Here is a 22,507-nt window from a genome sequence, read left to right as displayed (position 1 = left end):
CACTCCCGGGAACGGTACTTGGCGGAGACGGACGGGAATCGAACCCGCCTGGCCCGGGTCCCGGACCACACCGGTTTTGAAGACCGGGAGGGGCACCAGCCGCCTGAACGCCTCCACGCAGCAGTCAACCACAGCGGACGGGAGGCCGCCCGGGGAGGTGTCAGACCTGGTCGGCGGCCCGCCGGTCGGCGCGTTCGCGCTGCGGCACCACCGTGTACCGCGGATCGCGTGCCGAGGCGACCCCGCCGTGGAAGATGCCGAACCGGGTGCACACCGACGCGGCGATCAGCGCGCCGCCGGACAGCACGGACAACACGCGGCTGCGGCGGCCGAGCAGCGCGCCGACCACACCGGCGGCGGTCAGCGCCCGGCCCGCGCGCAGCAGCTTTCCGGGTGTGCCCTGGGTGTAGGGCTCGCTGAGCAGGCCGAGCCGGTTCTCCACCCGGTGCGAACCCCACAGTTCCATCGCCGCGCCCGCGACCGCGAGGCGCCGCGCCGGGCCGGCCTGCGCGCCGGGCGCGGCCACCAGCCCGACACCGGCGCCGCTGGCCAGGGCGCTGCCCGCGAAGATGGCGGGCAGTTCCGGGTACGCCTCGTGCCACGACGGCACCGCCGTGTCCGCCAGCAGCACCCCGGTGTACGTGGCGAGCGCCGGCGCGGTGACGGCGGCGACCACACCGGCGGCGTGCCCGGCCGGAGGCAGCAGCCGGCGGCCGAGCCCCAGCACGCCCCGCTCGGGCAGCAGCGGAGCCGCCTCGGCGATCGCCGCGACCCCGGCGGCCGGGCCGAACACGCTGAGGATCCAGGTGCCCACCGACATCGGCGAGGTCACCTTCGCCACCCGCAGCATGTGGTGGAAGCGCGACGGCCGGCCCAGGTCGTTGATCAGGAAGTAGGTGCTCGCGCCGACCCCGGCCAGCGCGGCGATCCGGCCGGCGCGCCGCAACGCCGGGCGGCCGGTGAGCTGCCCGCCCGCCGCCAGCAGCGACGAACCGGCGGCGAGCCCGCCGGTGAACAGGTACGCGGCGATGTCCCACCGCCACACCGGCGGCTTGAGGATGGGCCGGCCGTAGTAGGAGGTGAACTCGGCCGGCGGGACGTTGAGCTGCTCCCCGCCGCCCTTGCCGCCCCTGCCGCGGCGCCGGCGTGGTGCCGCGTCGCGGGGCGGGTGCGGGGCCAGGCCGGCCTCGCGGGAGCCCGCGTCGGTGCGGCCCACCCCGGGACCGGCCGCGGTGGCCTGGCTGCCGTTCTCCCGCTCGGCGGCGCCGCCGTTCTCCTGTTCGGCGGACAGACGCTCGCGGAAGCGGCGGAACAGGTCACCGACCGGGCGGTCCGGGCTCACGACGATCCTCCGACGAACGCGGCGACGGCAGCCGCCGCCATGGCCAGGGCGGCGAACCCGGCCCGCTTCCACATCTTCGGCAGGTCCCGGGTGGTGACCACCGGGTCCGGCGGCAGCCCGTACACCTCGGGCTCGTCCAGCAGCAGGAAGAACGCGCCGTCGCCGCCGACGCCGTCGGTCGGGTCGTGGCCGTACAGGCGCGCCTCCGGCACGCCGCGCTCGTGCAGCGCGGTGACCCGCTTGGCGGCCCGTTCCCGCAGCTCGTCGAGCGGGCCGTACTGGATCGACTCGGTCGGGCACGCCTGCGCGCAGGCGGGTGTCATGCCCGCGCCGATCCGGTCGTAGCACAGCGTGCACTTCCACGCCCGGCCGTCGCCCTTGCGCTGGTCGATCACGCCGTACGGGCAGGCGGAGATGCAGTAGCCGCAGCCGTTGCAGATGTCCTCCTGCACCACCACCGTGCCGAACTCGGTACGGAACAGCGAACCGGTCGGGCACACGTCCAGGCAGGCCGCGTGCGTGCAGTGCTTGCACACGTCGGACATCATCAGCCAGCGGAAGTCGGTGCGGCTCTCCGGACCGGTGTCCCGCCCGGGCGGCTGGGTGCCGGGCATGCCGAGGAACTCCGGACCGGCCGCCATCCGCGCCGCCGCCTCCGGCTGCCCCGGCGGCAGGCCGGGATTCGTACCCGTGTCGGGGGCCGTGACCGCCCCGACCGACGCCGACGCCGGGCTGATCGCCGGGCCGGTCGGGTCGCCGGCGAACGGCGGCGTGCGATGCCCGGCCGGGCGGGGCTGCTCGATGAACGCGACGTGCCGCCACGAGTTCGCGGTGAGCGCGCCGGTGTTGTCGTACGACATGCCGAGCAGGTCGAAACCCGAGTCGGGGACGCCGTTCCACTCCTTGCAGGCCACCTCGCACGCCTTGCAGCCGATGCAGACGCTGGTGTCGGTGAAGAAACCCATCCGGGGCGGCGCGTCGACCCAGCCCGCGTCCGGGGCCGGGTCGAGCGGGCCGTACAGGCTGTTGGCGTCAGGCATCCCGATCCCCGTCCTGGTGCGCGGCGGCCGACTGCTCGTCGGTGCTGCCGGCGGCGTCGTCCCCGCCTGCGGCGTCGGTGGTCACCACCGGCACCTTGCGGTCCGGCGTCATCCCGGCCCGCCGCTGGTAGTCGCCGACCAGGTCGAGCAGCGGAGGGCCGGTGGGCCGCCGCCCGGGCCGGATGTCGCAGGTGCCGACCTTGCTCTCCTGGATGAGGACGTTCGGGTCCAGCGTGATGCCGAACAGGTCGTTCGCCGAGTCGCCGGTGACCAGACCCTCGGTGCCGAAGTGGTACGGCAGCCAGACCTGGTGGATGATCCGGTCGTCCACCCGCAGCGGGGTGAGCCGGTCGGTGACCAGCACCCGCGCCTCGATCACCGCCCGGCCGCTGATCAGGTGCGCCCAGCCCAGGTGGGCCAGCCCGACCTCGCCGGCCAGCTCCGGGGACACCTCGACGAACATCTCCGGTTGCAGCTCCGCCAGGGGCGACACGGTACGGCTCATCCCACCGGCGGTGTGGTGCTCGGTGAGGCGGCTGACCGTGAACACGTACGGGAAGACCTGGCTGTGCGGCTCCGGCGGACTCGGGTTCATCCGGTTGATCGGGTGCTCGTAGATCTTGCGGGTCGGGTTGGCCTGCTGACCGTAGAGCGGGTTGCGCATCGGCGACTCGGCCGGCTCGTAGTGCGTCGGCAGCGGGCCGTCGAGGACGCCGCTCGGCGCGTACAGCCACGCCTTGCCGTCGCCCTGCATGACGAACGGGTCGTCGCCGGCGAGCGCGGCCGGGCCCGACGCGCCCTCCGGCGGCCGGTACGACGGCGGCTTCGTCTTCTCGAAGTCCGGCACGTCGTAGCCGGTCCACTCGCCGGCGTCCGGATCCCACCAGACGTACTTCTTGCGCTCGCTCCACGGCCGGCCCTCGGGGTCGGCGGAGGCGCGGTTGTAGAGCGTGCGGCGGTTCGCCGGCCACGCCCAGCCCCACTCGGCGGCCACCCAGTCCTGCTCGTGGCGGGACCGGCGGCGGGCCGCCTGGTTCACCCCGTCGGCGTAGACGCCGGAGTAGATCCAGCAGCCGATCGCCGTGGAGCCGTCGTCGCGGGCCTCGCCGAACGCGTTGAGCAGGCGGCCGGTCGCCACCTCGTACCCGTTGATCTCCTTGAGCACCGCCTCGGCGCTCGGCTCCGCGTGCGGACCGTGCGTGGGGTAGTCCCAGGCCAGGTCGAGCAGCGCGCGGTCGCGGCGCGCGGTGGAGCCGGCCAGCTTCTCCCGCAGCACCCGGCCGAGGTGGTAGAAGAACCACAGCTCGGAGCGGGCGTCGCCCGGCGGGTCGACGGCCTTCTCCCGCCACTGCAGCAGCCGCTGCGTCTGGGTGAAGGTGCCCTCCTTCTCCACGTGCGAGGCCGCCGGCAGGAAGAACACCTCGGTCCGGCACTCCTCCGGCACGATCTCCCCGGTGGCGACCTCCGGGCTGTTCTTCCAGAACGTGGCGCTCTCGATCATGAACAGGTCGCGGACGACGAGCCAGTCCAGGTTGGCCATGCCCAGACGCTGGGCCCGGCCGTGCGCGGAGCCGACCGCCGGGTTCTGGCCGAGCAGGAAGTAGCCCTTCACCTTGCCGTCGATCATGTTCAGGACCTGCTGGTACGTGCCGTGGTCGCCGGTCATCCGGGGCATGTAGCCGTAGCAGAAGTCGTTCTCCGGCGTCGCCGCGTCACCCCAGTACGCCTTGAGCAGGCTCGCCGCGAACGCCCGCGAGTTGCCCCAGAAGCCCTTCTGGCCCGGGTGCCGGATGCTGTCCACCCACTTGTCGAACGTCGGGTGGTCGGCGTGGTGCGGCATCGGCAGGTAGCCGGGCAGCAGGTTGAACAGCGTCGGAATGTCTGTGGAGCCCTGGATGCTGGCGTGCCCGCGCAGCGCCAGGATGCCGCCGCCCGGGCGGCCCATGTTGCCCAGCAGCGTCTGGATGATCGAGCCGGTACGGATGTACTGCACGCCGACGCTGTGCTGCGTCCAGCCGACCGAGTAGACGAGCGCGCCGGTGCGCTCCCGGCCCGAGTTCTCCGTCCAGGCGCGCGCCAGTTCGAGGAACCTCTCCTCCGGGATCCCGCACACCCGGGCCACCATCTCCGGGGTGTAGCGGGCGAAGTGCCGCTTCAGGATCTGGTAGACGCAGCGCGGGTGCTGCAACGTCTCGTCCCGCGGGGCCTGCGCCGGCACCGGCTCGCCGTGCGACTCGTGCTCCAGCCCGGAGGCCGAGTCACGTTCCTTACCGGTGCCCCGGGCCTTGGCGTTGTCCTCCTGGCCCTCGTACTGCCAGCTCGCGTGGTCGTACGAGCCGGTGTCCGGGTTGTAACCGGAGAACAGGCCGTCCAGGTCCTCGGTGTCGGCGAACTGCTCGCTGACGATGTTCGCCGCGTTGGTGTAGGCCAGCACGTACTCCCGGAAGTCCAGCTCGTTCTCCAGGATGTAGCGCACCACGCCGCCGAGCAGCGCGATGTCCGTGCCCGCGCGGATCGGCAGGTACGTGTCGGCGAGCGCGCTGGTACGTGTGAACCGCGGGTCGACATGGAAGACCTTCGCGCCGCGCTTCTTCGCCTCCATCACCCACTGGAAGCCCACCGGGTGGGCCTCGGCCATGTTCGAGCCCTGGATGATGATGACGTCAGCGTTGGCGAGATCCTGCTGGAAGTCCGTGGCGCCGCCGCGACCGAAGCTGGTCCCCAGACCGGGGACGGTGGCGGAGTGTCAAATACGGGCCTGGTTCTCGATCTGGAGTGCCCCCATCGCGGTGAACAGCTTCTTGATGAGGTAGTTCTCCTCGTTGTCCAGCGTCGCGCCGCCGAGGCTGGAGATGCCCAGCGTCCGGTTCAGCGGGCGGCCCTCGTCGTCGACGTCCTCCCAGGTCTCCGCGCGGGCGGCGAGCATCCGGTCGGCGATCATGTCGAGCGCGACGTCGAGGTCCAGGTCTTCCCACTCGGTCGCGTACGGCCGGCGGTAGCGGACCTTGGTCTGGCGCAGCGGGCTGGTCACCAGGCTCTTGCTGGCCGAGCCCTTCGGGCAGAGCCGGCCGCGCGAGATCGGGCTGTCCGGGTCGCCCTCGATCTGGGTGACCTTGCCGTCGGAGTGGAAGACGCGCTGCCCGCAGCCGACCGCGCAGTACGGGCAGACCGAGCGGGCCATGCCGTCGGCGGACTCGGTGCGAGGGCTCAGCTCGGCGGACCGCGCCGACTGGGCGGCGGCGCCGCGACCGAGCGGGTCGGTGCCGGTGAGTTGCCGGTAGACCGGCCACCCCTGGATGAACGTCTTGAACCCCATCCGCGCACCCCCTCTCCGTCGAGAACGGCTCACCTCTGCCTGTAACCCTAGGCCAGCGGCCAGGGGCTTGCGACTCGAGCCCACAGACAGAGCCGCCCCGGCCGGATGGCCGGGGCGGCTCTGGGCGTCGGTGTGCATGTCGCCTCTCGGCGAGTGGCGCGACGCGGCTCCAGCCGAACGGTATTCCGCGAAGGCAATTTAGGTGAGGCCCGGGGACACTGGACACACCGACGCTCTGCACAACGGTACCGGGGTCACGGTTCTTCCGCTCGCTCGTCGTGACCCCGGTCACCGCCGGGTCAGCTGTTCCAGTGCTGGGCGACGAGGTCGGCGGCCTGCTGCTCCCACTGGGCGTAGTGGTCCGGGTAAGCCGACACCTGGACGGTCTGGGCGGCGGCGGTCAGGGGCATGTCGCGCCAGCCGTCGACCTGCTTGAGGCCCTTCAGGAACGCGGTGGTGGAGTACTCGGGGTCGGTGATCTGCTCGACCGTGCCCCAACCACTGGAGGGGCGCTGCTGGAACAGGCCCTGCGAGTCGTGGTCGTTGCGGTCGCCGAGGTGGCCGAGGTTCTCCAGCTTCGACTCCTGCAGGGCGGTGGCGATGGAGACGACCGCGGCACGCTCGTCCATGCCGGCCTTCTTCGTCGCGGCGATGATGGCCTTGACGTTGGCGGTCTGCTCGTCGTCGAGGTCGATGTGGGACTGGGTGCCCTGGACGCCGTGCGGGATGAGCGCGGCGCTGTCCAGCTTCGCGGCGGCCTGGGTGGTGGTCACGGCCGTGTCGCGCACCGGGGTGCCGGTGTCGTGGTTGAGAGGGCCGGCGGCGAGGCCACCGGCGACGGTCAGACCGGCGATACCGAGAATGCTCTTACGCAGGATCGTGTTCATGGTGGGCTCCGTTCGGGGGTCGACGCCCGCGCCGAGGGGGGTTCGGTGCGGGTGCGAGCACCGTCAGGCGCTCAAGAAGTCTTCGGGGGATCTCCGGCGGCCTGCTGACGCGGCCCGCGGACGCCCGGGGGTGGCGTACGGGGCTCACTGGCGGCGCCGGAGACATGCACAACGACCGCCGGCCCGGGGTCATTCCCGGGTGCCGCTGCCCGCCTGCCAGGGGGCGCCGGGAGTGCTGCTGCGGTCGTTCACCAGGTATAACGCCCCGCCGCCGCCCCGGATTCCGCCACCCGGGTGTCCCCGACCACCCCAAAACCGGACACCCGACGCAGCCGCATCGATCATGAGATTGACGGCACATGATGTCCGGTTTACCCCCGGCAACCTCATGATCGATTGGGACGTCGGGCCGCCGACGGCAGATCCGCCTGCAACGCGGGCCCCGAGCGGACGTCGCCGGTCGGTGGAGAGCCTTCGCGAGAGATCTTGGTACGGAACGGCCCCCGGAAGGGCGGGAACGTACCAAGATCTCCATCCGCCTGCCGAGGGCACCGCCGCGAGGCGGATGTCGGCGCGAGCCCGCCCCGGCGAACCTCACCAGGCTCGGCGCACAGGCCACCACGGAGATCTTGGAAGGAAACGGCCCTCATGGGGGCCGAAATCGTCCAAGATCTCCAGCGGAGAGCCGCGCGAGGTGAACAAGACGAGCATCACGACGGGCGATCATGAAGTTGACGGCACGAGCTGACCGGTTTGTCCGGTCCAACTTCATGATCGACGGGGCGAGCCCGGGCGAGCCCGGGCGCGGCCGGGCGCGGCGGGGCGCGGCGGGGCGGAGTGAGGCGGGCGCCGAGCGGGTGGCGGGCGGGCGGTCACGTGAGCGGGGCGAGTGCTGTGGGGGCGCTCCGCGGGGAAGGGACGCGGGGAAAGGGCCGGGTTGGGGTTACCCTGATGCCATGTCGGTCAGCGCGCACGCGTACCTCGCCCGTCCCGGGCGACCCGCCGTGGTGGCGCGCACCCTGGACGAGCTCACCGGTCCCACGACCGGCATCGTCGAGCTGCCGGTACGCCTGATGTGGAGCAGCGAACGCGCGTTCGACCTGGGCGACCCGGACGAGTTGCTCTGGATGTACGAGAACGTACTGCGCGAGACGACCCGGGTCGAGGATCTGCGCGAGCTGATCCACGCGGGCACGTTGCGCCGGTTGTGGCCGCTGCTCAACCTGCCCCGGGGCGTACGCCTGGCCTGGGAGGGCCGGCACCGGAGCCTGCGCGCCGCGTGACCCATCCGCACGACTTCTACCGGCAGGTGGCCCGGGTGGCGCTGGCCGCGGCCGGCCCGCACCGTTTCGTGCTCGGCGGCGGCGTGGCGTGGGCCGTCCACGGCCTGGTCACCCGCCCCACCGAGGACGTCGACCTGTTCGCCGACGTGGAGGGCGCCGCCGCGGCGGCGGCCGACGGGGTACGCGTGGCGCTGGAGCGCGCCGGTTACCGGGTGGCCGAGGTGGACCCGGGCGGCCTGGGCGAGGTGTTCGACGGCTTCGACCGGGACCTGCGGGACTTCGTGGTGAGCCGGGACGGCCGGCAGATCCGCCTGAGCCTGGCCCGCCTGGACCGGCACCGCAGCCCGGTGGTGATGGACCTCGGCCCGGTCATGGACGTCCGCGACCTGATCGCCAACAAGACCGCCGCGCTGGTGAACCGGCGGGAGGTACGCGACTACATCGACGTCTCCGCCGCGCTGGACCGGTACACGGTGGCGGAACTGCTGGAGCTGGCCCGGCAGGTCGACCCGGCTCTGGACGACGAGGACGTGCGCGCGGCGGGCCGCTACCTGGACGGGCTGGCCGACCGGCGGTTCACCCGCTACGGCCTGGACGCGCCGCGCATCGCCGAGGTCCGCCGCCGGATGGCCGCCTGGCCCCGCTGAGCAGCGGAACCAGACGACCGGGAGCGGGACCAGGCGGCCGGCGCGGGCCGGAACGGGACCAGGCGGCGGCTCACTTCGTCGGGCGGCCGCCCGTGACGCCGAGGATCTCGCCGGTGACGTAGCTCGACTCCTGCGAGGCGAAGTAGACGTACGCGGGCGCCAGCTCGGCCGGCTGGCCGGGACGGCCCAGCGGCGTGTCGGTGCCGAACTGCCTCACCTTCTCCTCCGGCATGGTGGCCGGGATCAGCGGCGTCCAGATCGGGCCGGGCGCGACCGCGTTGACCCGGATGCCGCGCTCGGCCAGGTTCTGCGCGAGCGCCTTGGTGAAGTTGGCGATGGCGGCCTTTGTGGTGGCGTAGTCGAGCAGCTGCGGCGACGGGTCGAACGCCTGGATCGACGACGTGTTGATGATCGTCGAGCCTTCCTTCATGTGCGGCACCGCGAACTTGCAGAGCCAGAACATGGCGTACACGTTGGTCTTGAAGACGCGGTCGAACTGCTCGGTGGTGATGTCGAGCAGGCCGTTGTCCTGCGACATCTGGTACGCCGCGTTGTTGACCAGGATGTCGACGCCGCCGAGGTCGCGCAGCGCCTGGTCGACGAGGGCGCGGCAGTTGGCCTCCTCGCGCAGGTCGCACCGGACCGCGACGCCGGTGCGCCCGGCCTGCTCGATCAGGGCGACCGTCTCCCGGGCGTCCTTCTCCTCCTCGTCGGCGAGGTAGGTGACGAGCACGTCGGCGCCCTCGCGGGCGAAGGCGATCGCCACGGCCCGGCCGATGCCGGAGTCACCGCCGGTGATGATCGCGCGCTTGCCGGTGAGCCGGTCGCTGCCCCGGTACGACTCCTCGCCGTGGTCGGGCTTCGGCCCCATCTCCTGCTCGTTGCCGGGCGGCGTCTGCTGCTGCGACGGCTGGCCCTCCTGCTGTCCGTACTGCTCGGCCGGATGCTGCTGGGTGAACTGGTCCTCGCTCATGGATGCGCCCCTACCCCGGTGACCGGCGGGAAAACAGCAGCCTGTGACCGGAAGGGAAACAATTCGGGCCGGTGTGGCGCAGGTGACATGTGGTGGTTATGGTGCGCAGCGGCGCCCACGAGGCGCGTACCCCCATTCGGAAAGGCACCTCATGACCTCCTCCTCCGGCGCCTCCCGGCGCCAGGTGCTGGCCGTCGCGGCCGCCGCCGCGACCGCTCCCCTGCTGGCCGGCGCGCCCGCCGAGGCGAAGCCGAAGCAGCCGAAGACCTGGGACCTGACGATCCTCGGCACGTCGGACACCCACGGCAACGTCTACAACTGGGACTACTACAAGGACGCCGAGTTCGACGACAGCAAGCACAACGACGTCGGCGTCGCGAAGCTCGCCACCCTGGTCAACCAGATCCGGGCCGAGCGCAAGGGCAGGGCCACGCTGGTCCTGGACGCCGGTGACACGATCCAGGGCACGCCGCTGGCGACGTACTACGCCAAGCAGGAGCCGATCACCAGCACCGGTGAGACGCACCCGATGGCCCGCGCCATGAACATCCTCAAGTACGACGCGGTGACGCTCGGCAACCACGAGTTCAACTACGGCCTGCCGCTGCTGGCCACCTGGATCGAGCAGCTCGGCTTCCCGGCCCTGGCCGCGAACGCGCTCAACGCGAAGACCGGCAAGCCGGCGTTCCTCCCGTACGTGATCAAGGAGGTCAAGCTCGGCGGGCACGGCGCGCCGAAGCTGCACGTCGGCATCCTCGGCCTGACCAACCCCGGCGTGGCCATCTGGGACAAGGGCAACGTCGAGGGCCGCCTGGTCTTCGCCGACATGGTCGCCACCGCCGCGAAGTGGGTGCCGGAGATGCGCCGCCGCGGCGCCGACCTGGTCGTCATCTCCGCGCACGGCGGCGACAGCGGCACCTCCAGCTACGGCCCGGAGCTGCCGAACGAGAACCCGACCGCGCTGATCGCCGAGCAGGTCCCCGGCATCGACGCGATCCTGTTCGGCCACGCGCACAACGAGGTGCCGGAGAAGTTCGTCACCAACCTCACCACCGGCGAGCGGGTCCTCACCTCGGAGCCGTCGAAGTGGGGCCAGCGGCTGACCCGGATGGACTTCACGCTGACCCGGGAGAAGGGCCGCTGGACGGTGACCGCCAAGTCGGCCACCACGCTGAACACCAACACCGTGGTCGAGGACCCGGCGGTGCTCGCGGCCGTGCGCGGCCAGCACACCAAGACCGTCGAGTACGTCAACCGGGTCGTCGCCCGGTCGAGCGTGGAGCTGTCGGCCGCCGAGTCGCGGTACAAGGACACCCCGATCCTGGACTTCATCAACCACGTCCAGACCGAGGTGGTCACCGAGGCCCTCGCGGCCGGCGAGTACGCGGGCCTGCCGGTGCTGTCCATCGCCGCGCCGTTCAGCCGTACCGCGGTGTTCCCGCAGGGCGACGTGCGGATCCGCGACGTGGCGGGCCTCTACGTGTACGACAACACGCTGGAGGCGGTCGTGCTGACCGGCGCCGAGGTGAAGGCGTACCTGGAGTACTCGGCGAAGTACTTCGTCACGCTGCCGGCCGGCGCGCCGGTGAACCCGGAGACGATCAGCGACCCGGCGGTGCCGGACTACAACTACGACGTGTTCTCCGGCGTCGACTACGACATCGACATCGCCAAGCCGGTCGGCCAGCGGATCACCCGCCTGGTGCTGGCCGGCACCGACACCCCGGTCGCGGCGGACGCCCGGTTCGTGGTGGCGGTGAACAACTACCGGCGCAGCGGCGGCGGCAACTTCCCGGGCATCGTGAAGACCCAGGTCTACAACGCCCAGCAGGAGATCCGCCAGCTGCTCATCGACTGGGCGCAGGCCAAGGGCGTCATCGACCCGGCCGACTTCTTCGTACCCAACTGGAAGCTGGTCCGCGACGGCGTGCCGGTCTTCTGACCGTGCGGCGACGGGGTCCGGGCGCGTGCCGGGCCCCGTCAGCCGCCCGCGCGCAGGTGCCACTCCGACTCCCCGCCGGCCGGGTCCGGCCGGTCCGGCGGGAACTCGGTCTCGGCGGACTCGATCCGCTCCTCCGGGCGCACCCGGGCCGGCAGTTCGCCGAAGCGGACGTGCCGCAGGAACGCGTACTCCTCGTCGGTGAACGACTCGGCCGGCTCGCTCATGACCGCATTGTGCGCTCGCCCGTTGCGTCTCCGCATCAACCGCTACGGCAGGGGTATGCCGCCGCGACGACCGTGGGCGACGAGGTGGAGGAGACATGCGCGCAGTACGGATGACCGCACCCGGTGTGCTGGAGCACACGGAGGTACCCACGCCGCAGGCCGGCCCGGGTGAGGTGCTGCTGCGCGTCGGCGCGGTCGGCGCCTGCCACTCCGACCTGCACATCCTCGACGCGCCGGCCGGGGTGTTCCCGATGCCGATGACGCTCGGGCACGAGATCGCCGGCACCGTCGACACGGTAGGCGCGGGAGTTCACGGCTGGTCGCCCGGCGACCGGGCCGCGGTCTACGGCATCATCGGCTGCGGCTACTGCCGGGCCTGCCTGCGGGGCGAGGAGAACCGCTGCCGGGTCATCCCGGTCGGCGGCATCGGGCTCAGCCGCGACGGCGGGCTGGCCGATTACGTGGTGGTGCCCGCGTCCCGGCTGCTGCCGGTCGGCGACATGGACCTGACCCAGGCGGCGCCGCTGACCGACGCCGGGCTGACCCCGTACCACGCGGTGGACCTGGCGCGGCCCCGGCTGCGGCCCGGCACGTCCTGCGTGGTGATCGGCATCGGCGGCCTGGGGCACATGGGGTTGCAGATCCTGCTCGCCACCACCGCGGTACGGATCATCGCGGTGGACACGAACACCGCCGCGCTGGACCTGGCCGGCCGCCTGGGCGCCCACCACACCGTGCAGGCCGGCCCGGACGCGGTGGAGAGGATCCGCGAACTGGTCGGGCCGGCGCCGGACGGCGCGGACGTGGTGCTCGACTTCGTCGGCGCGCAGCCCACGCTGGACACCGCCCGGCAGGTGGTCGCCACCGGCGGCCAGATCCTGCTGGTGGGCCTGGCCGGCGGCACGCTGCCGGTGCGGCCGGTCGCCGACGAGCCGCCGCCGGTGCCGCTGGAGACCGGTGTGGTGGTGCCGTTCTGGGGCACCCGGGCGGAACTGCACGAGGTGATCGCGCTGGCCCGCGACGGCCGGCTGCACGCCGACGTGCACACGTTCCCCCTCGCGGAGGCGCCGCAGGCGTACGAGGCGCTGCGCCGGGGCGAGGTGCGGGGGCGGGCGGTCATCGTCCCCTGACAGCGGCGGGCAGGCGGTCGAGCAGCGCCAGCCCGGCCCGCACCGGCCGCCGGTCGAGCACGTCGGCGAAGCTCGCCCGCCCCTGGCAGAACCGCACGAACATCCGCCAGCCGGGCGGGCTCGCCAGCATCGCGTGGAACACGTCGGGCCGCCGCTCGAACACCTCCAGCAGCCGGTGCCCGGCGCGCATCTCCGGCGTCAGCCGCCGGTCGACCTCCCGGGCGTACGCGTCGAGGTCACCGGCGGCCACCGCCTCGCCGGCCAGCCGGCCCGAGCGCAGCGCGTAGCTGATCCCCTCCCGGCTCCACGGCTCCAGCAGCCCGGCGGCGTCCCCGGCGACCAGCACCCGCCCGTGCCGCAGCGGTGAGTCCCCGGTGCGGCAGCGGGTCAGGTGACCGGAGTCGTGCTCCGGCCTCACCCCGGACAGGCCGAGCCGGTCGGTGAAGTCGCGCAGGTAGGCGCGGGTGCGGTCGCCGTCACCCCGGGCGGATATGACACCGACGGTGAGACGGTCGCCCTTGGGGAACACCCACGCGTACGAGCCGGGCAGCGGCCCCCAGTCGAGCAGCACCCGGCCGCGCCAGCGGTCCCGCTCGGCGGGGTCCACCGGCAGTTCCAGTTCCAGGCCGAGGTCGACCTGCCGGAAGCGCACCCCGACGTGGCGTGCCGTCACGCCGGACGAGCCGTCCGCGCCGATGACGGTACGGGCGCGTACCAGTTCACCGCCGGCCAGGCGCAGGCGTACCTCGTCGGGGTCCTGCTCGATCGCGCGGACCGCGACGCCCTCGCGGACCTGCGCCCCGGCGGCGACGGCGGCGGCGCGCAGCCGGTCGTCGAACTCCTCCCGGCGGATCATGGTGACCAGCGGCGCGGGGTGCCGGCGGGTGAACGCGCGTCGCCCGTCCCGGGTGAACGTGATCCGGTCGGCCCGGTCGTGGGCGGGCACCTCGACACGCCCGGCGACCTCGGTGAGCGAGGTGCCGATCAGGCCGCCGCCGCACGTCTTGTACCGGGGGTGGGTGGCCCGTTCCACCACGAGCGTGCGGACGCCGGCCCGGGCCGCGGCGTGCGCGGCGGAGAGTCCGGCGGGCCCGCCGCCGACCACGACGAGATCCATGATCACGGGTGCAGCCTAGGGCACCGCCGTGCCGCGCCGCCCGGTACGACAGTCGAACGGGTGAGCATCATCGCGGCCCGTCCGGGTAACCGCCGGTCGCCGGCCGTCCGCGGGTCGGGCGGTCCACGCCGAGGAGGGAAGCGATGCCTCAGGTCCAGCTGTCTGCGGTCGAGGAACGGGTCTACCAGGCGGTGTCCGCGCTGGAGGTGCAGGGACACGTCCCCTACCCGGACCTGATCGCCCAGGAGACCGGGATGACCGAGGAGGAGCTGCGCGAGCCGCTGCACTCGCTCACCGAGCGAGGGCTGCTGCACCGCGAGGACTCCCCGATGTCCGGCCTGGACTTCGGACCCCGGTGGTGCGCGCGCCAGATGGCGTGATCGAGTCGTTTGCCCCACCGGGCACCGGGTAGCGATCGGAGTCGGGTGATCGACGGTCAGCGGGGGGCACGATGAGCGAGGGCCGGTCGTCGACGCCGGTGCAGGACACCGGGTACGACGGCCGGCGTCGCTGGCGCGCGCTGAGCGTCGGCCTGATCGCGGCGTTCATGACGCTGCTGGACGTCAGCATCGTCAACGTCGCGGTGCCGTCGATCGATCGGGCGCTGCACGCCACGCCGAGCGACCTGCAATGGGTGCTGTCCGGGTACGCACTGACGTTCGGCCTGGTGCTGGTGCCGGCCGGGCGGTTCGGCGACGCGCGCGGGCGGCGTACCGCGTTCGTGGTCGGGGTCGGCCTGTTCACGCTGACCAGCGCGCTGGCCGGGCTGGCCCGTTCGCCGGAGTGGCTGGTCGTCGCCCGGCTCGTCCAGGGTGCCGCAGCCGGCGTGGTGAACCCTCAGGTCAGCGGCATGATCCAGGAGCTGTTCCGGGGCTCCGACCGGGGCCGGGCGTTCGGGCTGCTGGGCGCGACGATCGGTATCTCCACCGCCGTGGGTCCGCTGCTCGGCGGTCTGCTCATCCAGCTCGGCGGCGCCGAGCACGGCTGGCGGTGGGTGTTCTTCGTGAACATCCCGGTCGGGATCGTGGCGATGCTGCTCGGCTGGCGGCTGATGCCGTCCCGGCCGACGAATCCGGCCGGACGAGGCCGGCTCGATCCGCTCGGGGTGCTGCTGCTCGGCGCCGGGGTGACGGTGATCCTGCTGCCGCTGGTGCAGCGGGAGCAGTGGCGGGGCCCGGGCAAGTGGCTGCTGATTCCCGTCGGCCTGCTGCTGCTCGCCGGGTTCGCGCTCTGGGAGCACCGGTACGGCCGGCGCGCCCAGCCGCTGTTCGACCTGCGGCTGTTCACGGTGCGCTCGTACACGCTGGGCGCGCTGATCGGCCTGATCTACTTCGCCGGGTTCACCGCGATCTTCTTCGTCTTCACGCTCTACCTCCAGATGGGGCTCGGCTACAGCGCGCTCGTGGCCGGTCTGGCGATCACGCCGTTCGCGCTCGGTTCGGCGCTCGCCTCCGCGCTCGGCGGCCGGGTGGTCACCCGGTACGGCCGTCCGCTGGTGGCGATCGGGCTGGTGGCCGTGGTGGCCGGGCTGATCGCGACCGACCTGGTGCTGGCGGGCGGGCCGCACGAGAACGTGCCGCTGCGGACCGCGCTGCCGTTGCTCGTCGCCGGGCTGGGCAGCGGCCTGGTGATCGCGCCGAACCAGACGCTCACGCTGTCCGAGGTGCCGGTGCCGATGGCCGGCAGCGGCGCGGGCATGCTCCAGACCGGGCAGCGCATCGGGTCGGCCGCGGGCATCGCCGCGGTGGGCGCGCTGTTCTTCTCCACGCTCGCCGACGGCCACGGCGACTGGAGTACGGCGTTCCGCCGCTCGCTGCTGCTCGCCGCCGGGATCATCGTGCTGGCGCTCGGTGCCGCCGTGGCGGACATCGTGGCCGGTCACCGGCGCTCGACGGGCCGCTCCTGATCGGCGCCGGGCAGCAGGACTGTGGTGAGCAGCCGCCGGGTGCGGCCGGGCCCGGGGCCGAGCGCCGCGTACTCGGCGAACAGCTCGCGGAACCGGGTGACGAACTCGGCGGTCTCGGTGTCGGTGGCGTGGAACGCGTTCTGCCGGTAGCCGGCGACGTCGCGGGCCAGGTCGGGGTCGCCGCGGTCGAGGTAGCCGTCGAAGTCGGCGAGCAGGCCCGCGACGAAGGTGAGGAACGCCTGCCGGTGCCGTTGCGGGCTCATGGCCCGGGCCTCGTCCGGGTCCACCGACGCGGCGGCCTCGTGGAGCCGGTAGCTGCGCTCGGTCGCGCCGCGGGCCCGCCGCTCCCCCACCGTGTGCAGCACGCCGTGGTCGGCCAGCGTGGCGACCTGCCGGTAGAGCGTGGCCGGCGGCACGTCGCTCAGCTCGGTGCGCAGGTCGGTGGTGGTGAGCGTGCGGCCGCCCAGGAACGCCTGGACGATGCGCAGCCGGACCGGGTGCATCAGCAGCTCCACGGTGTCGAGTGCCACAGTGGCTCCCCTTTTTGTTCTCGCCTCCGGTAATGTTCTCACCGACGATAACAGAAGCGAGGAGTCCACCGATGGCCACCATCGACCTCACCCCCCACCGCATCGACGTCCGGCTCACCACCGCCGAGAAGATCTGGGCCCTGCGCGGCGACCTGTCGTTCCCCCGCTCCGCCGTCAGCGGCGCCGTCGTCGTACCGGACGGCGCCCGCGCCACCCGTGGCATCCGGGCGCCCGGCCTCGGCGTGCCCCGCACGCGCAACGTCGGCACCTGGCGCGGCAAGGCCGGCAAGGAGTTCGTCAGCGTCCGCGGCGGCCAGCCGGCCGTCCGCATCACCCTCACCGGCCAGGCGTACGACTCCCTGCTCATCGGCGCCGACGACGCCGACGCCCTGGCCGCGGCGGTGCTGCCGTGACGATCGACAGTCCGCTCGCCGTCGAGTCGGCCGGGCAGCGGCTGTCCGGCACACTCACGCTGCCCGACGGCGCCGGACCGCACCCGGTGGCGCTGCTGCTGCCCGGCTCCGGGCCGATCAACCGCGACGGCGACCACCGCCGCCTGCCGCTCGGCATCCAGCGGCACCTGGCCGCCGCGCTGAGCGGGGCCGGGATCGCTGTCGCCCGGTACGACAGGCGGGGCGTCGGCGAGAGCAGCGGTGAGTTCCTGCGTACCGGCTTCCACGACAACGTCGACGACGCGGCCGCCGTGTTCGCGGCACTGCGCGACGACCCGGCCGTGGACGCCGGGCGGATGTTCCTGGTCGGCCACAGCGAGGGCGCACTCACCGCTGTCGCGCTCGCCGCGCGTGGCGTACCGGTGGCCGGTCTGGTCCTGCTCTCCGCGCCCGGGCGCACCGGCGCCGAGGTGCTGCGCTGGCAGGCCGGGCGGCTGCTGCCCACGCTGCCCGCGCCGGTACGCCTGGTGCTCCGGCTCACCCGCACCGACCTGGTGGCGAAGGTGGCCCGCAACCACGAGAAGATCCTCGCCACCGACAAGGACGTGGCGTGGGTCGGCGGACAGCGGCTCAACGCCCGCTGGTTCCGGGAGTTCCTGCGCTACGACCCCCGGCCGGACCTGGCCCGCGTCGACGCGCCGATCCTCGCGCTCACCGGCGACAAGGACCTCCAGACCGACCCGGCCGACCTGCCGGTCATCGCCGCGCACGCGGGCGGGCCGGTGCAGACCGGGGTGCTGCCCGACGTCACCCACGTGCTGCGGCGCCAGCCGGGGCCGCCGTCGCTGCGGGCGTACCGGGACGAGGCGAAGCAGCCGCTGGACCCGTCGGTGGTCGAGCCGGTGCTGTCGTGGCTTGCCGCGCACAGCGGCTGAGGGCACGCGAAAGGCCGGCACCCGATCCGGGTACCGGCCTTTCGGTGGTTCTTACTTGTTCCAGTGCTCGGCCACGATCTCGGCGGCCTGCTTCTCCCACTGCGCGTACGCGTCGGGGTAGGCGCTGACCTGCACGGTCTGCGCGGCCTCGGTCAGCGGCATGTCCTGCCAGCCGTCGACCTGCTTCAGACCCTTGAGGAACGCCAGCGTCGAGTACTCGGGGTCGGTGATCTGCTCCGGCGTACCCCAGCCGCTGGACGGCCGCTGCTGGAACAGGCCCAGCGAGTCGTGGTCGTTGCGGTCACCCAGGTGACCCAGGTTCTCCAGCTTCGACTCCTGCAGCGCGGTGGCGATCGAGACGACCGCGGCCCGCTCGGGCAGGCCCGCCTTCTTGGTGGCTGCGATGATGGCCTTGGCGTTGGCGAGCTGCTCGTCGTTCAGGTCCACGTGGGACTGCTCGCCCTGCGGGCTCACGCCCTGAACCGCGACCGCGGTCGGCTTGGTGGTCTCCGCCGCGTGGGCGGCGACCGGACCGGCGAACACGCCACCGGTGAAGGCGAGACCGGCGACACCGAGGATGCTCTTGCGCAGGATCGTGTTCATGGTGGGCTCCGTTCGGGGGTCGACGCATCCGGGGGATGCGTGGGCACCGTCAGGCGCTCAGGGTTCTCGGGGGATCCGGCAGCGCGGGGGCGTGCCGGGTGCATCTGCAACGACCGACGACCCGGGGTTGTTCCCCGCCCACCAAACCCGCCCTCCCCGCCCGCCCTCCCCGCCCCTGCCCGGCGATCTTGGAGTTGTGGCGCCCAAGATGTCCGTTATCCGAGGTCTGCGAGGTGCCACAAGTCCAAGATCGACGAGAACGGCCGACCCCACGAAAGGGCCGGCCGTTCTCTACGGGTGTCGGGTTAGTGTCGGGTTACCAGACCTGCTGGACGATGTCCGCCGCCTGCTCCTCCCACTGCGCGTACGCGTAGGGGTAGGCGGACACCTGGACGGTCTGCGCGGCGGTGGTCAGCGGCAGCTCGTGCCAGCCGCCGACGTTCTTCAGCGCGTTGAAGAACGCCTTGCTGGAGTACTCCGGGTCGGTGATCTGCTCGGACGTGCCCCAACCGGACGACGGGCGCTGCTGGAACAGGCCCTCCGAGTCGTGGTCGTTGTACGCGCCGAGGTGACCCAGGTTGTACAGCTTCGACTCCTGCAGCGAGGTCGCGACGCCGATCACGGCGCCCCGCTCCCCCACGCCGGTCTCCTTGGCCGCCTCGACGATGGCCTTGGCGTTGTCGAGCTGTGCGTCGTCGAGCGGGATACGCGACTGCGCGCCCTCGACGCCGTGCGGCACGAGCTTCTCCTTGGCCGGGCGGTCGGCCCGGGTCGGCACCTTGTCCAGGCCGGTGGTCTGGCCGGGCTTGACCGCCTCGGTGGAGGTCTTCTTGCCGGTCGCCAGGTCGATGGCGGCCTTGGCGCCGGCGTGCGGCCCGCTGGTCACCGGCGCGGCCACTGCGACGGGGCCGACGGCCAGCCCGCCCAGAACTGCCACACCCGCCACGCTCAGCGCGGCACGGCGGTTACGGGTGACGGCGGCGGTCTTCGCGATGGCGGTCTTCGCGATGGCGGTCTTCGCGATGGCGGTCTTCGCGATGGCGGGGAGCCATCGAGTGAAGTGCTGCTTCACGATGGTTGCCCTTTCGATCGTTACGACGCGCTCCGGGGTGAGCGCCCCTCGAGGGACTACCGCCGGGTAGGTGTTTGGGTTCCGGCGGTACAGGGGACACAACGAACCCGCGGTGTCGGTCATTCCGGAAATGCCGAGCACGGCGAAGGCTGCGGTCCAGGTCACCCGCGGTTCCGGACAAGCACGCGGTTCAGCAGGCAGAGCGGGACGATCAGGCCGGACCGCCGAACCGGACCAGCACGTGCCAGAGCTGCTTGAGGTGCTGCAGCGTCACCGCGGCCGGTCCCCGATCGGCCCAGCGCTGCGGCTCGCGTACCACCGAGGCGGCGGCCCGGCCGACGAGCGCGGCGTGCAGCGGCTCCCCCGGGCGGGCGAACTCGGCGTGCACGCGCGCGGCGAGCGGCGGGATGTCCGGGCCGCGGAACTCGGCGTCCACGGCGTGGACCGGCAGCACGAAGCCGGGGTGGGACCGCAGCGCCAGGCCGTGCCGCGCGGCGATCCGCTCCAGACGCCGTCCCACGTCGGTGCCCCGGAACGACGGGTCGACCACGAGCGCCTCGACGTCGCGGGCCAGGCTGATCTCGCCGTGCACCTGCGCCTCGACGTAGTCGTCGAGCGCCCGGCCGACCCGCCCGGACTCCCGTTCCCGGCGGCGCAGCAGCGTCCGCAGCAGCGTGCCGGTGTCCATTCCTGCCACGCCCAGGGCGACGCCGGTGCCGGCGGTGGCGGTGAGCAGCGCCGCGAACACCGGCTCGAAGACGTCGACGGTGCCGAACTCGGTGGGCTCGAGGTGGCTGTCACCGAAGCTGAACGTGGCCCGGGCCAGCACCTCCGGGCGCAGCCGCAGATGGCAGGACCCGAAGCGGGGGCAGGCGCCGTCGGCGTGGTCGAGCAGGTTCAGGCCGCCGTACTTCGGACGCTGTGCCGGGAGCACGCCGGGACGCTGGTACGCGCCGCCGAACATCGCCTGCTCCCACACGTCCCGGTCGCCACCCGGGTACGCGGTCAGGCCGCCGTTGGAGATGCCGGTCTCGAACTGGCTGCGGTAGACGCCCTCCTCTTCGAGGGCCTCGACCACTGTGCGGCCGTCGCGCAGCAACCGGTCGGGGTGGAAGTTCAGCGTCAGGCGCCCGTGCCCGGTGATCGCGGCGACGACCTCCTCGTACCGGTAGGTGGTGCCGGAGGCGGCGAGGTGGCGGGCGATGACGGCGAGCGCGGCGGGGCGGTCGCGCAGCGCGACGTCGCGGACGTGGCCCAGCGCGGCGGACTGGGCGTCGGTGAGGGTGGCGACGGGCACGGGCCCGAGTATCACGGGTCGCGCCGCCGCGCGGCCACACGGTTTCCGGGCCGGGCCGGGCCGGGACGCGCGAGCGGGCCCGGACCGGATCACTCCGGCCGGGCCCGCTCGCGCGTGTCCTCAGTGGCCCCGGGCGATCCACTCGTCCAGGTGCGGCGCCTCGGCCCCGATCGTGGTGTCGTCGCCGTGCCCGGTGTGCACCACCGTCTCCGGCGGCAGCGTGAGCAGCCGGGTACGGATCGACTCGACGATGGTGCCGAAGTCGCTGTACGACCGCCCGGTGGCGCCCGGTCCCCCGGCGAACAGGGTGTCGCCGGTGAAGACCGCGCCCAGGTCGGGGGCGTGGAGGCTGCACGCGCCGGGGCTGTGGCCCGGGGTGTGCAGCACCCGCAGCGTGGTGCCGCCGACGGTGAACGTCTGCCCGTCGGTCAGCTCGCCGTCCGGTGCCGTGTCCGGGTGCACCATGTCCCACAGCACCCGGTCGGCCGGGTGCAGCAGCACCGGCGCGCCGGTGGCCCCGGCCAGTTCGGGCGCGACCCGGACGTGGTCGTCGTGGGCGTGGGTGGCGATGATCGCGACCACCCGCCGGTCACCGATCACCTCGCGGATGGCGGCCACGTCGTGCGGCGCGTCGAGGACGACGCACTCGGCGTCGTCGCCGATCACCCAGACGTTGTTGTCCACGTCGAACGTCTGGCCGTCGAGCGAGAACGTGCCGGAGGTGACGGCGTGGTCGACGCGTGCGGTCACGGGAAGACCACCACCGAGCGCAGCACGTCGCCGTGGTGCATCCGGTTGAACGCCTCCTCGACCTGGTCGAGGGCGATCTCCTCGGTGACGAAGGCGTCCAGGTCCAGCCGTCCCTGCCGGTACAGCTCGGTGAGCATCGGGAAGTCGCGGCTGGGCAGGCAGTCGCCGTACCAGCTGGACTTGAGCGCGCCGCCGCGGCCGAAGACGTCGGCCAGCGGCAGCTCCACTGTCATCTCCGGGGTGGGTACGCCGACCAGCACGACGGTGCCGGCCAGGTCGCGGGCGTAGAACGCCTGCTTCCACGTCTCCGGACGGCCGACCGCGTCGATCACCACGTCGGCGCCGAAGCCGCCGGTGGCCGCGCGGATGGCCTCCACCGCGTCGTCCTCGGAGGCGTTGACGGTGTGGGTGGCGCCGAACTTGCGCGCCCAGTCGAGCTTGCGGGAGTCGGTGTCCACCGCGATGATCGTGGTCGCGCCGGCCAGGGCCGCGCCGGCCACCGCCGCGTCACCGACACCACCGCAGCCGATCACCGCGACCGAGTCGCCCCGGGTCACGTTGCCGGTGTTCATGGCCGCGCCGAGGCCGGCCATCACGCCGCAGCCGAGCAGGCCGACCGCCGCCGGCCGGGCCGACGGGTCGACCTTCGTGCACTGCCCGGCGTGGACGAGCGTCTTCTCGGCGAACGCGCCGATGCCGAGCGCGGGCGTCAGCTCGGTGCCGTCGGTGAGCGTCATCTTCTGGGTCGCGTTGTGGGTGGCGAAGCAGTACCACGGTCGGCCGCGCCGGCAGGCCCGGCACTGCCCGCAGACCGCGCGCCAGTTGAGCACCACGAAGTCGCCTGGGGCCACGTCGGTGACGCCGTCGCCCACCTGCTCCACGATGCCGGCGGCCTCGTGGCCGAGCAGGAACGGGTAGTCGTCGTTGATGCCGCCCTCGCGGTAGTGCAGGTCGGTGTGGCAGACGCCGCACGACTGGATGCGGACCACCGCCTCGCCCGGCCCCGGGTCCGGCACCACGATGGTGGTGACCTCCACGGGCGCGCCCTTGCGCCGCGACACGACTCCCCGGACTTCCTGGCTCACAGTGCCTCCCTTGTTGCGTGCTTCTGCACCCCGAAC

Annotated in this window: 21 protein-coding genes and 1 tRNA gene; 8 read left to right on the top strand and 14 right to left on the bottom strand. The window is 72.9% G+C overall.

The genetic code is table 11. The features are described from left to right. Positions 1-19: 19 nt before the first annotated feature. The 5 genes from SM452_RS07940 to SM452_RS07920 form a co-directional block, all read right to left on the bottom strand. A tRNA-Sec gene (locus SM452_RS07940) sits at positions 20-115 on the bottom strand. Positions 116-160: 45 nt separating this feature from the next. Beyond that, the gene (gene nrfD / locus SM452_RS07935) at positions 161-1,342 is read right to left on the bottom strand and encodes an NrfD/PsrC family molybdoenzyme membrane anchor subunit (protein ID WP_463839608.1); all 1,182 of its coding nucleotides are present in this window, start codon (positions 1,340-1,342) and stop codon (positions 161-163) included. Continuing rightward, positions 1,339-2,382 (bottom strand): 4Fe-4S dicluster domain-containing protein, encoded by a 1,044-nt coding sequence (locus SM452_RS07930; protein WP_463839607.1) that lies wholly within the window; start codon positions 2,380-2,382, stop codon positions 1,339-1,341. The genes nrfD and SM452_RS07930 overlap by 4 nt, the downstream gene beginning before the upstream one ends. Then, positions 2,375-5,698, bottom strand: coding sequence for a formate dehydrogenase (gene fdh / locus SM452_RS07925; protein WP_463839606.1), 3,324 nt, complete (start codon positions 5,696-5,698; stop codon positions 2,375-2,377). The genes SM452_RS07930 and fdh overlap by 8 nt, the downstream gene beginning before the upstream one ends. 299 nt (positions 5,699-5,997) lie before the next feature. Next, positions 5,998-6,585, bottom strand: a complete 588-nt coding sequence (locus SM452_RS07920) for a hypothetical protein (protein WP_463839605.1) — start codon at positions 6,583-6,585, stop codon at positions 5,998-6,000. Positions 6,586-7,541: 956 nt separating this feature from the next. Here SM452_RS07920 and SM452_RS07915 point away from each other — a divergent pair. After that, the gene (locus tag SM452_RS07915) at positions 7,542-7,868 is read left to right on the top strand and encodes a hypothetical protein (protein WP_013476750.1); all 327 of its coding nucleotides are present in this window, start codon (positions 7,542-7,544) and stop codon (positions 7,866-7,868) included. Then, a complete protein-coding gene (locus tag SM452_RS07910; RefSeq protein ID WP_463839604.1) occupies positions 7,865-8,515 on the top strand; it encodes a nucleotidyl transferase AbiEii/AbiGii toxin family protein in 651 nt (216 codons plus the stop codon). Before SM452_RS07915 ends, SM452_RS07910 begins: the two co-directional genes overlap by 4 nt. A gap of 70 nt (positions 8,516-8,585) precedes the next feature. On the opposite strand, the gene SM452_RS07905 is transcribed toward SM452_RS07910, so the two are convergent. Continuing rightward, a complete protein-coding gene (locus SM452_RS07905) occupies positions 8,586-9,488 on the bottom strand; it encodes an SDR family oxidoreductase (protein ID WP_262015793.1) in 903 nt (300 codons plus the stop codon). A 151-nt stretch (positions 9,489-9,639) separates the two neighbouring features. Here SM452_RS07905 and SM452_RS07900 point away from each other — a divergent pair, with 151 nt between their 5' ends. Continuing rightward, entirely contained in the window at positions 9,640-11,430 is a 1,791-nt protein-coding gene (locus SM452_RS07900) for a bifunctional metallophosphatase/5'-nucleotidase (protein WP_463839603.1), read from the top strand. A 38-nt stretch (positions 11,431-11,468) separates the two neighbouring features. Here the strand turns inward: SM452_RS07900 and SM452_RS07895 are convergent, their stop codons facing one another. Next, positions 11,469-11,654 (bottom strand): hypothetical protein, encoded by a 186-nt coding sequence (locus SM452_RS07895; protein ID WP_262015795.1) that lies wholly within the window; start codon positions 11,652-11,654, stop codon positions 11,469-11,471. A gap of 95 nt (positions 11,655-11,749) precedes the next feature. Here SM452_RS07895 and SM452_RS07890 point away from each other — a divergent pair, with 95 nt between their 5' ends. After that, entirely contained in the window at positions 11,750-12,784 is a 1,035-nt protein-coding gene (locus SM452_RS07890; RefSeq protein WP_262015796.1) for an NAD(P)-dependent alcohol dehydrogenase, read from the top strand. On the opposite strand, the gene SM452_RS07885 is transcribed toward SM452_RS07890, so the two are convergent. Next, complete coding sequence (locus SM452_RS07885) at positions 12,771-13,901, bottom strand: geranylgeranyl reductase family protein (protein ID WP_463839721.1); 1,131 nt, start codon at positions 13,899-13,901, stop codon at positions 12,771-12,773. The genes SM452_RS07890 and SM452_RS07885 overlap by 14 nt on opposite strands. 143 nt (positions 13,902-14,044) lie before the next feature. On the opposite strand from SM452_RS07885, the gene SM452_RS07880 reads away from it, so the two are divergent. Together SM452_RS07880 and SM452_RS07875 are read left to right on the top strand one after the other, a co-directional pair. Next, on the top strand, positions 14,045-14,281 hold the full coding sequence (locus SM452_RS07880; RefSeq protein ID WP_013286401.1) for a hypothetical protein: 237 nt from the start codon (positions 14,045-14,047) through the stop codon (positions 14,279-14,281). A gap of 71 nt (positions 14,282-14,352) precedes the next feature. Further along, positions 14,353-15,807, top strand: coding sequence for an MFS transporter (locus SM452_RS07875; RefSeq protein ID WP_463839602.1), 1,455 nt, complete (start codon positions 14,353-14,355; stop codon positions 15,805-15,807). Here SM452_RS07875 and SM452_RS07870 read toward each other — a convergent pair. Beyond that, positions 15,780-16,337, bottom strand: coding sequence for a helix-turn-helix domain-containing protein (locus SM452_RS07870; RefSeq protein WP_262015798.1), 558 nt, complete (start codon positions 16,335-16,337; stop codon positions 15,780-15,782). The genes SM452_RS07875 and SM452_RS07870 overlap by 28 nt on opposite strands. A gap of 71 nt (positions 16,338-16,408) precedes the next feature. On the opposite strand from SM452_RS07870, the gene SM452_RS07865 reads away from it, so the two are divergent. Both SM452_RS07865 and SM452_RS07860 read left to right on the top strand, forming a co-directional pair. Next, complete coding sequence (locus tag SM452_RS07865; protein WP_262015799.1) at positions 16,409-16,750, top strand: hypothetical protein; 342 nt, start codon at positions 16,409-16,411, stop codon at positions 16,748-16,750. Next, entirely contained in the window at positions 16,747-17,664 is a 918-nt protein-coding gene (locus SM452_RS07860) for an alpha/beta hydrolase family protein (RefSeq protein ID WP_355508651.1), read from the top strand. The genes SM452_RS07865 and SM452_RS07860 overlap by 4 nt, the downstream gene beginning before the upstream one ends. 51 nt (positions 17,665-17,715) lie before the next feature. Here SM452_RS07860 and SM452_RS07855 read toward each other — a convergent pair whose 3' ends face one another. The 5 genes from SM452_RS07855 to SM452_RS07835 all read right to left on the bottom strand — a co-directional run bounded on the left by SM452_RS07855 (position 17,716) and on the right by SM452_RS07835 (position 22,471). After that, positions 17,716-18,267 carry a hypothetical protein gene (locus SM452_RS07855; RefSeq protein WP_355508653.1) on the bottom strand — a complete coding sequence of 184 codons (552 nt, stop codon included), beginning with the start codon at positions 18,265-18,267 and terminating at the stop codon, positions 17,716-17,718. Positions 18,268-18,583: 316 nt separating this feature from the next. Beyond that, entirely contained in the window at positions 18,584-19,339 is a 756-nt protein-coding gene (locus tag SM452_RS07850) for a hypothetical protein (protein ID WP_463839601.1), read from the bottom strand. 211 nt (positions 19,340-19,550) lie between these two features. Then, positions 19,551-20,651, bottom strand: a complete 1,101-nt coding sequence (locus tag SM452_RS07845; RefSeq protein WP_463839600.1) for a DUF3626 domain-containing protein — start codon at positions 20,649-20,651, stop codon at positions 19,551-19,553. 105 nt (positions 20,652-20,756) lie between these two features. Beyond that, the gene (locus SM452_RS07840; protein ID WP_355508657.1) at positions 20,757-21,386 is read right to left on the bottom strand and encodes an MBL fold metallo-hydrolase; all 630 of its coding nucleotides are present in this window, start codon (positions 21,384-21,386) and stop codon (positions 20,757-20,759) included. Next, positions 21,383-22,471, bottom strand: a complete 1,089-nt coding sequence (locus SM452_RS07835; protein ID WP_355508659.1) for an S-(hydroxymethyl)mycothiol dehydrogenase — start codon at positions 22,469-22,471, stop codon at positions 21,383-21,385. Before SM452_RS07835 ends, SM452_RS07840 begins: the two co-directional genes overlap by 4 nt. Positions 22,472-22,507: the final 36 nt, after the last annotated feature.

Source organism: Micromonospora sp. SYSU B005 (genome assembly GCF_055362685.1).
This window is presented reverse-complemented; position numbering and strand designations above follow the sequence as displayed.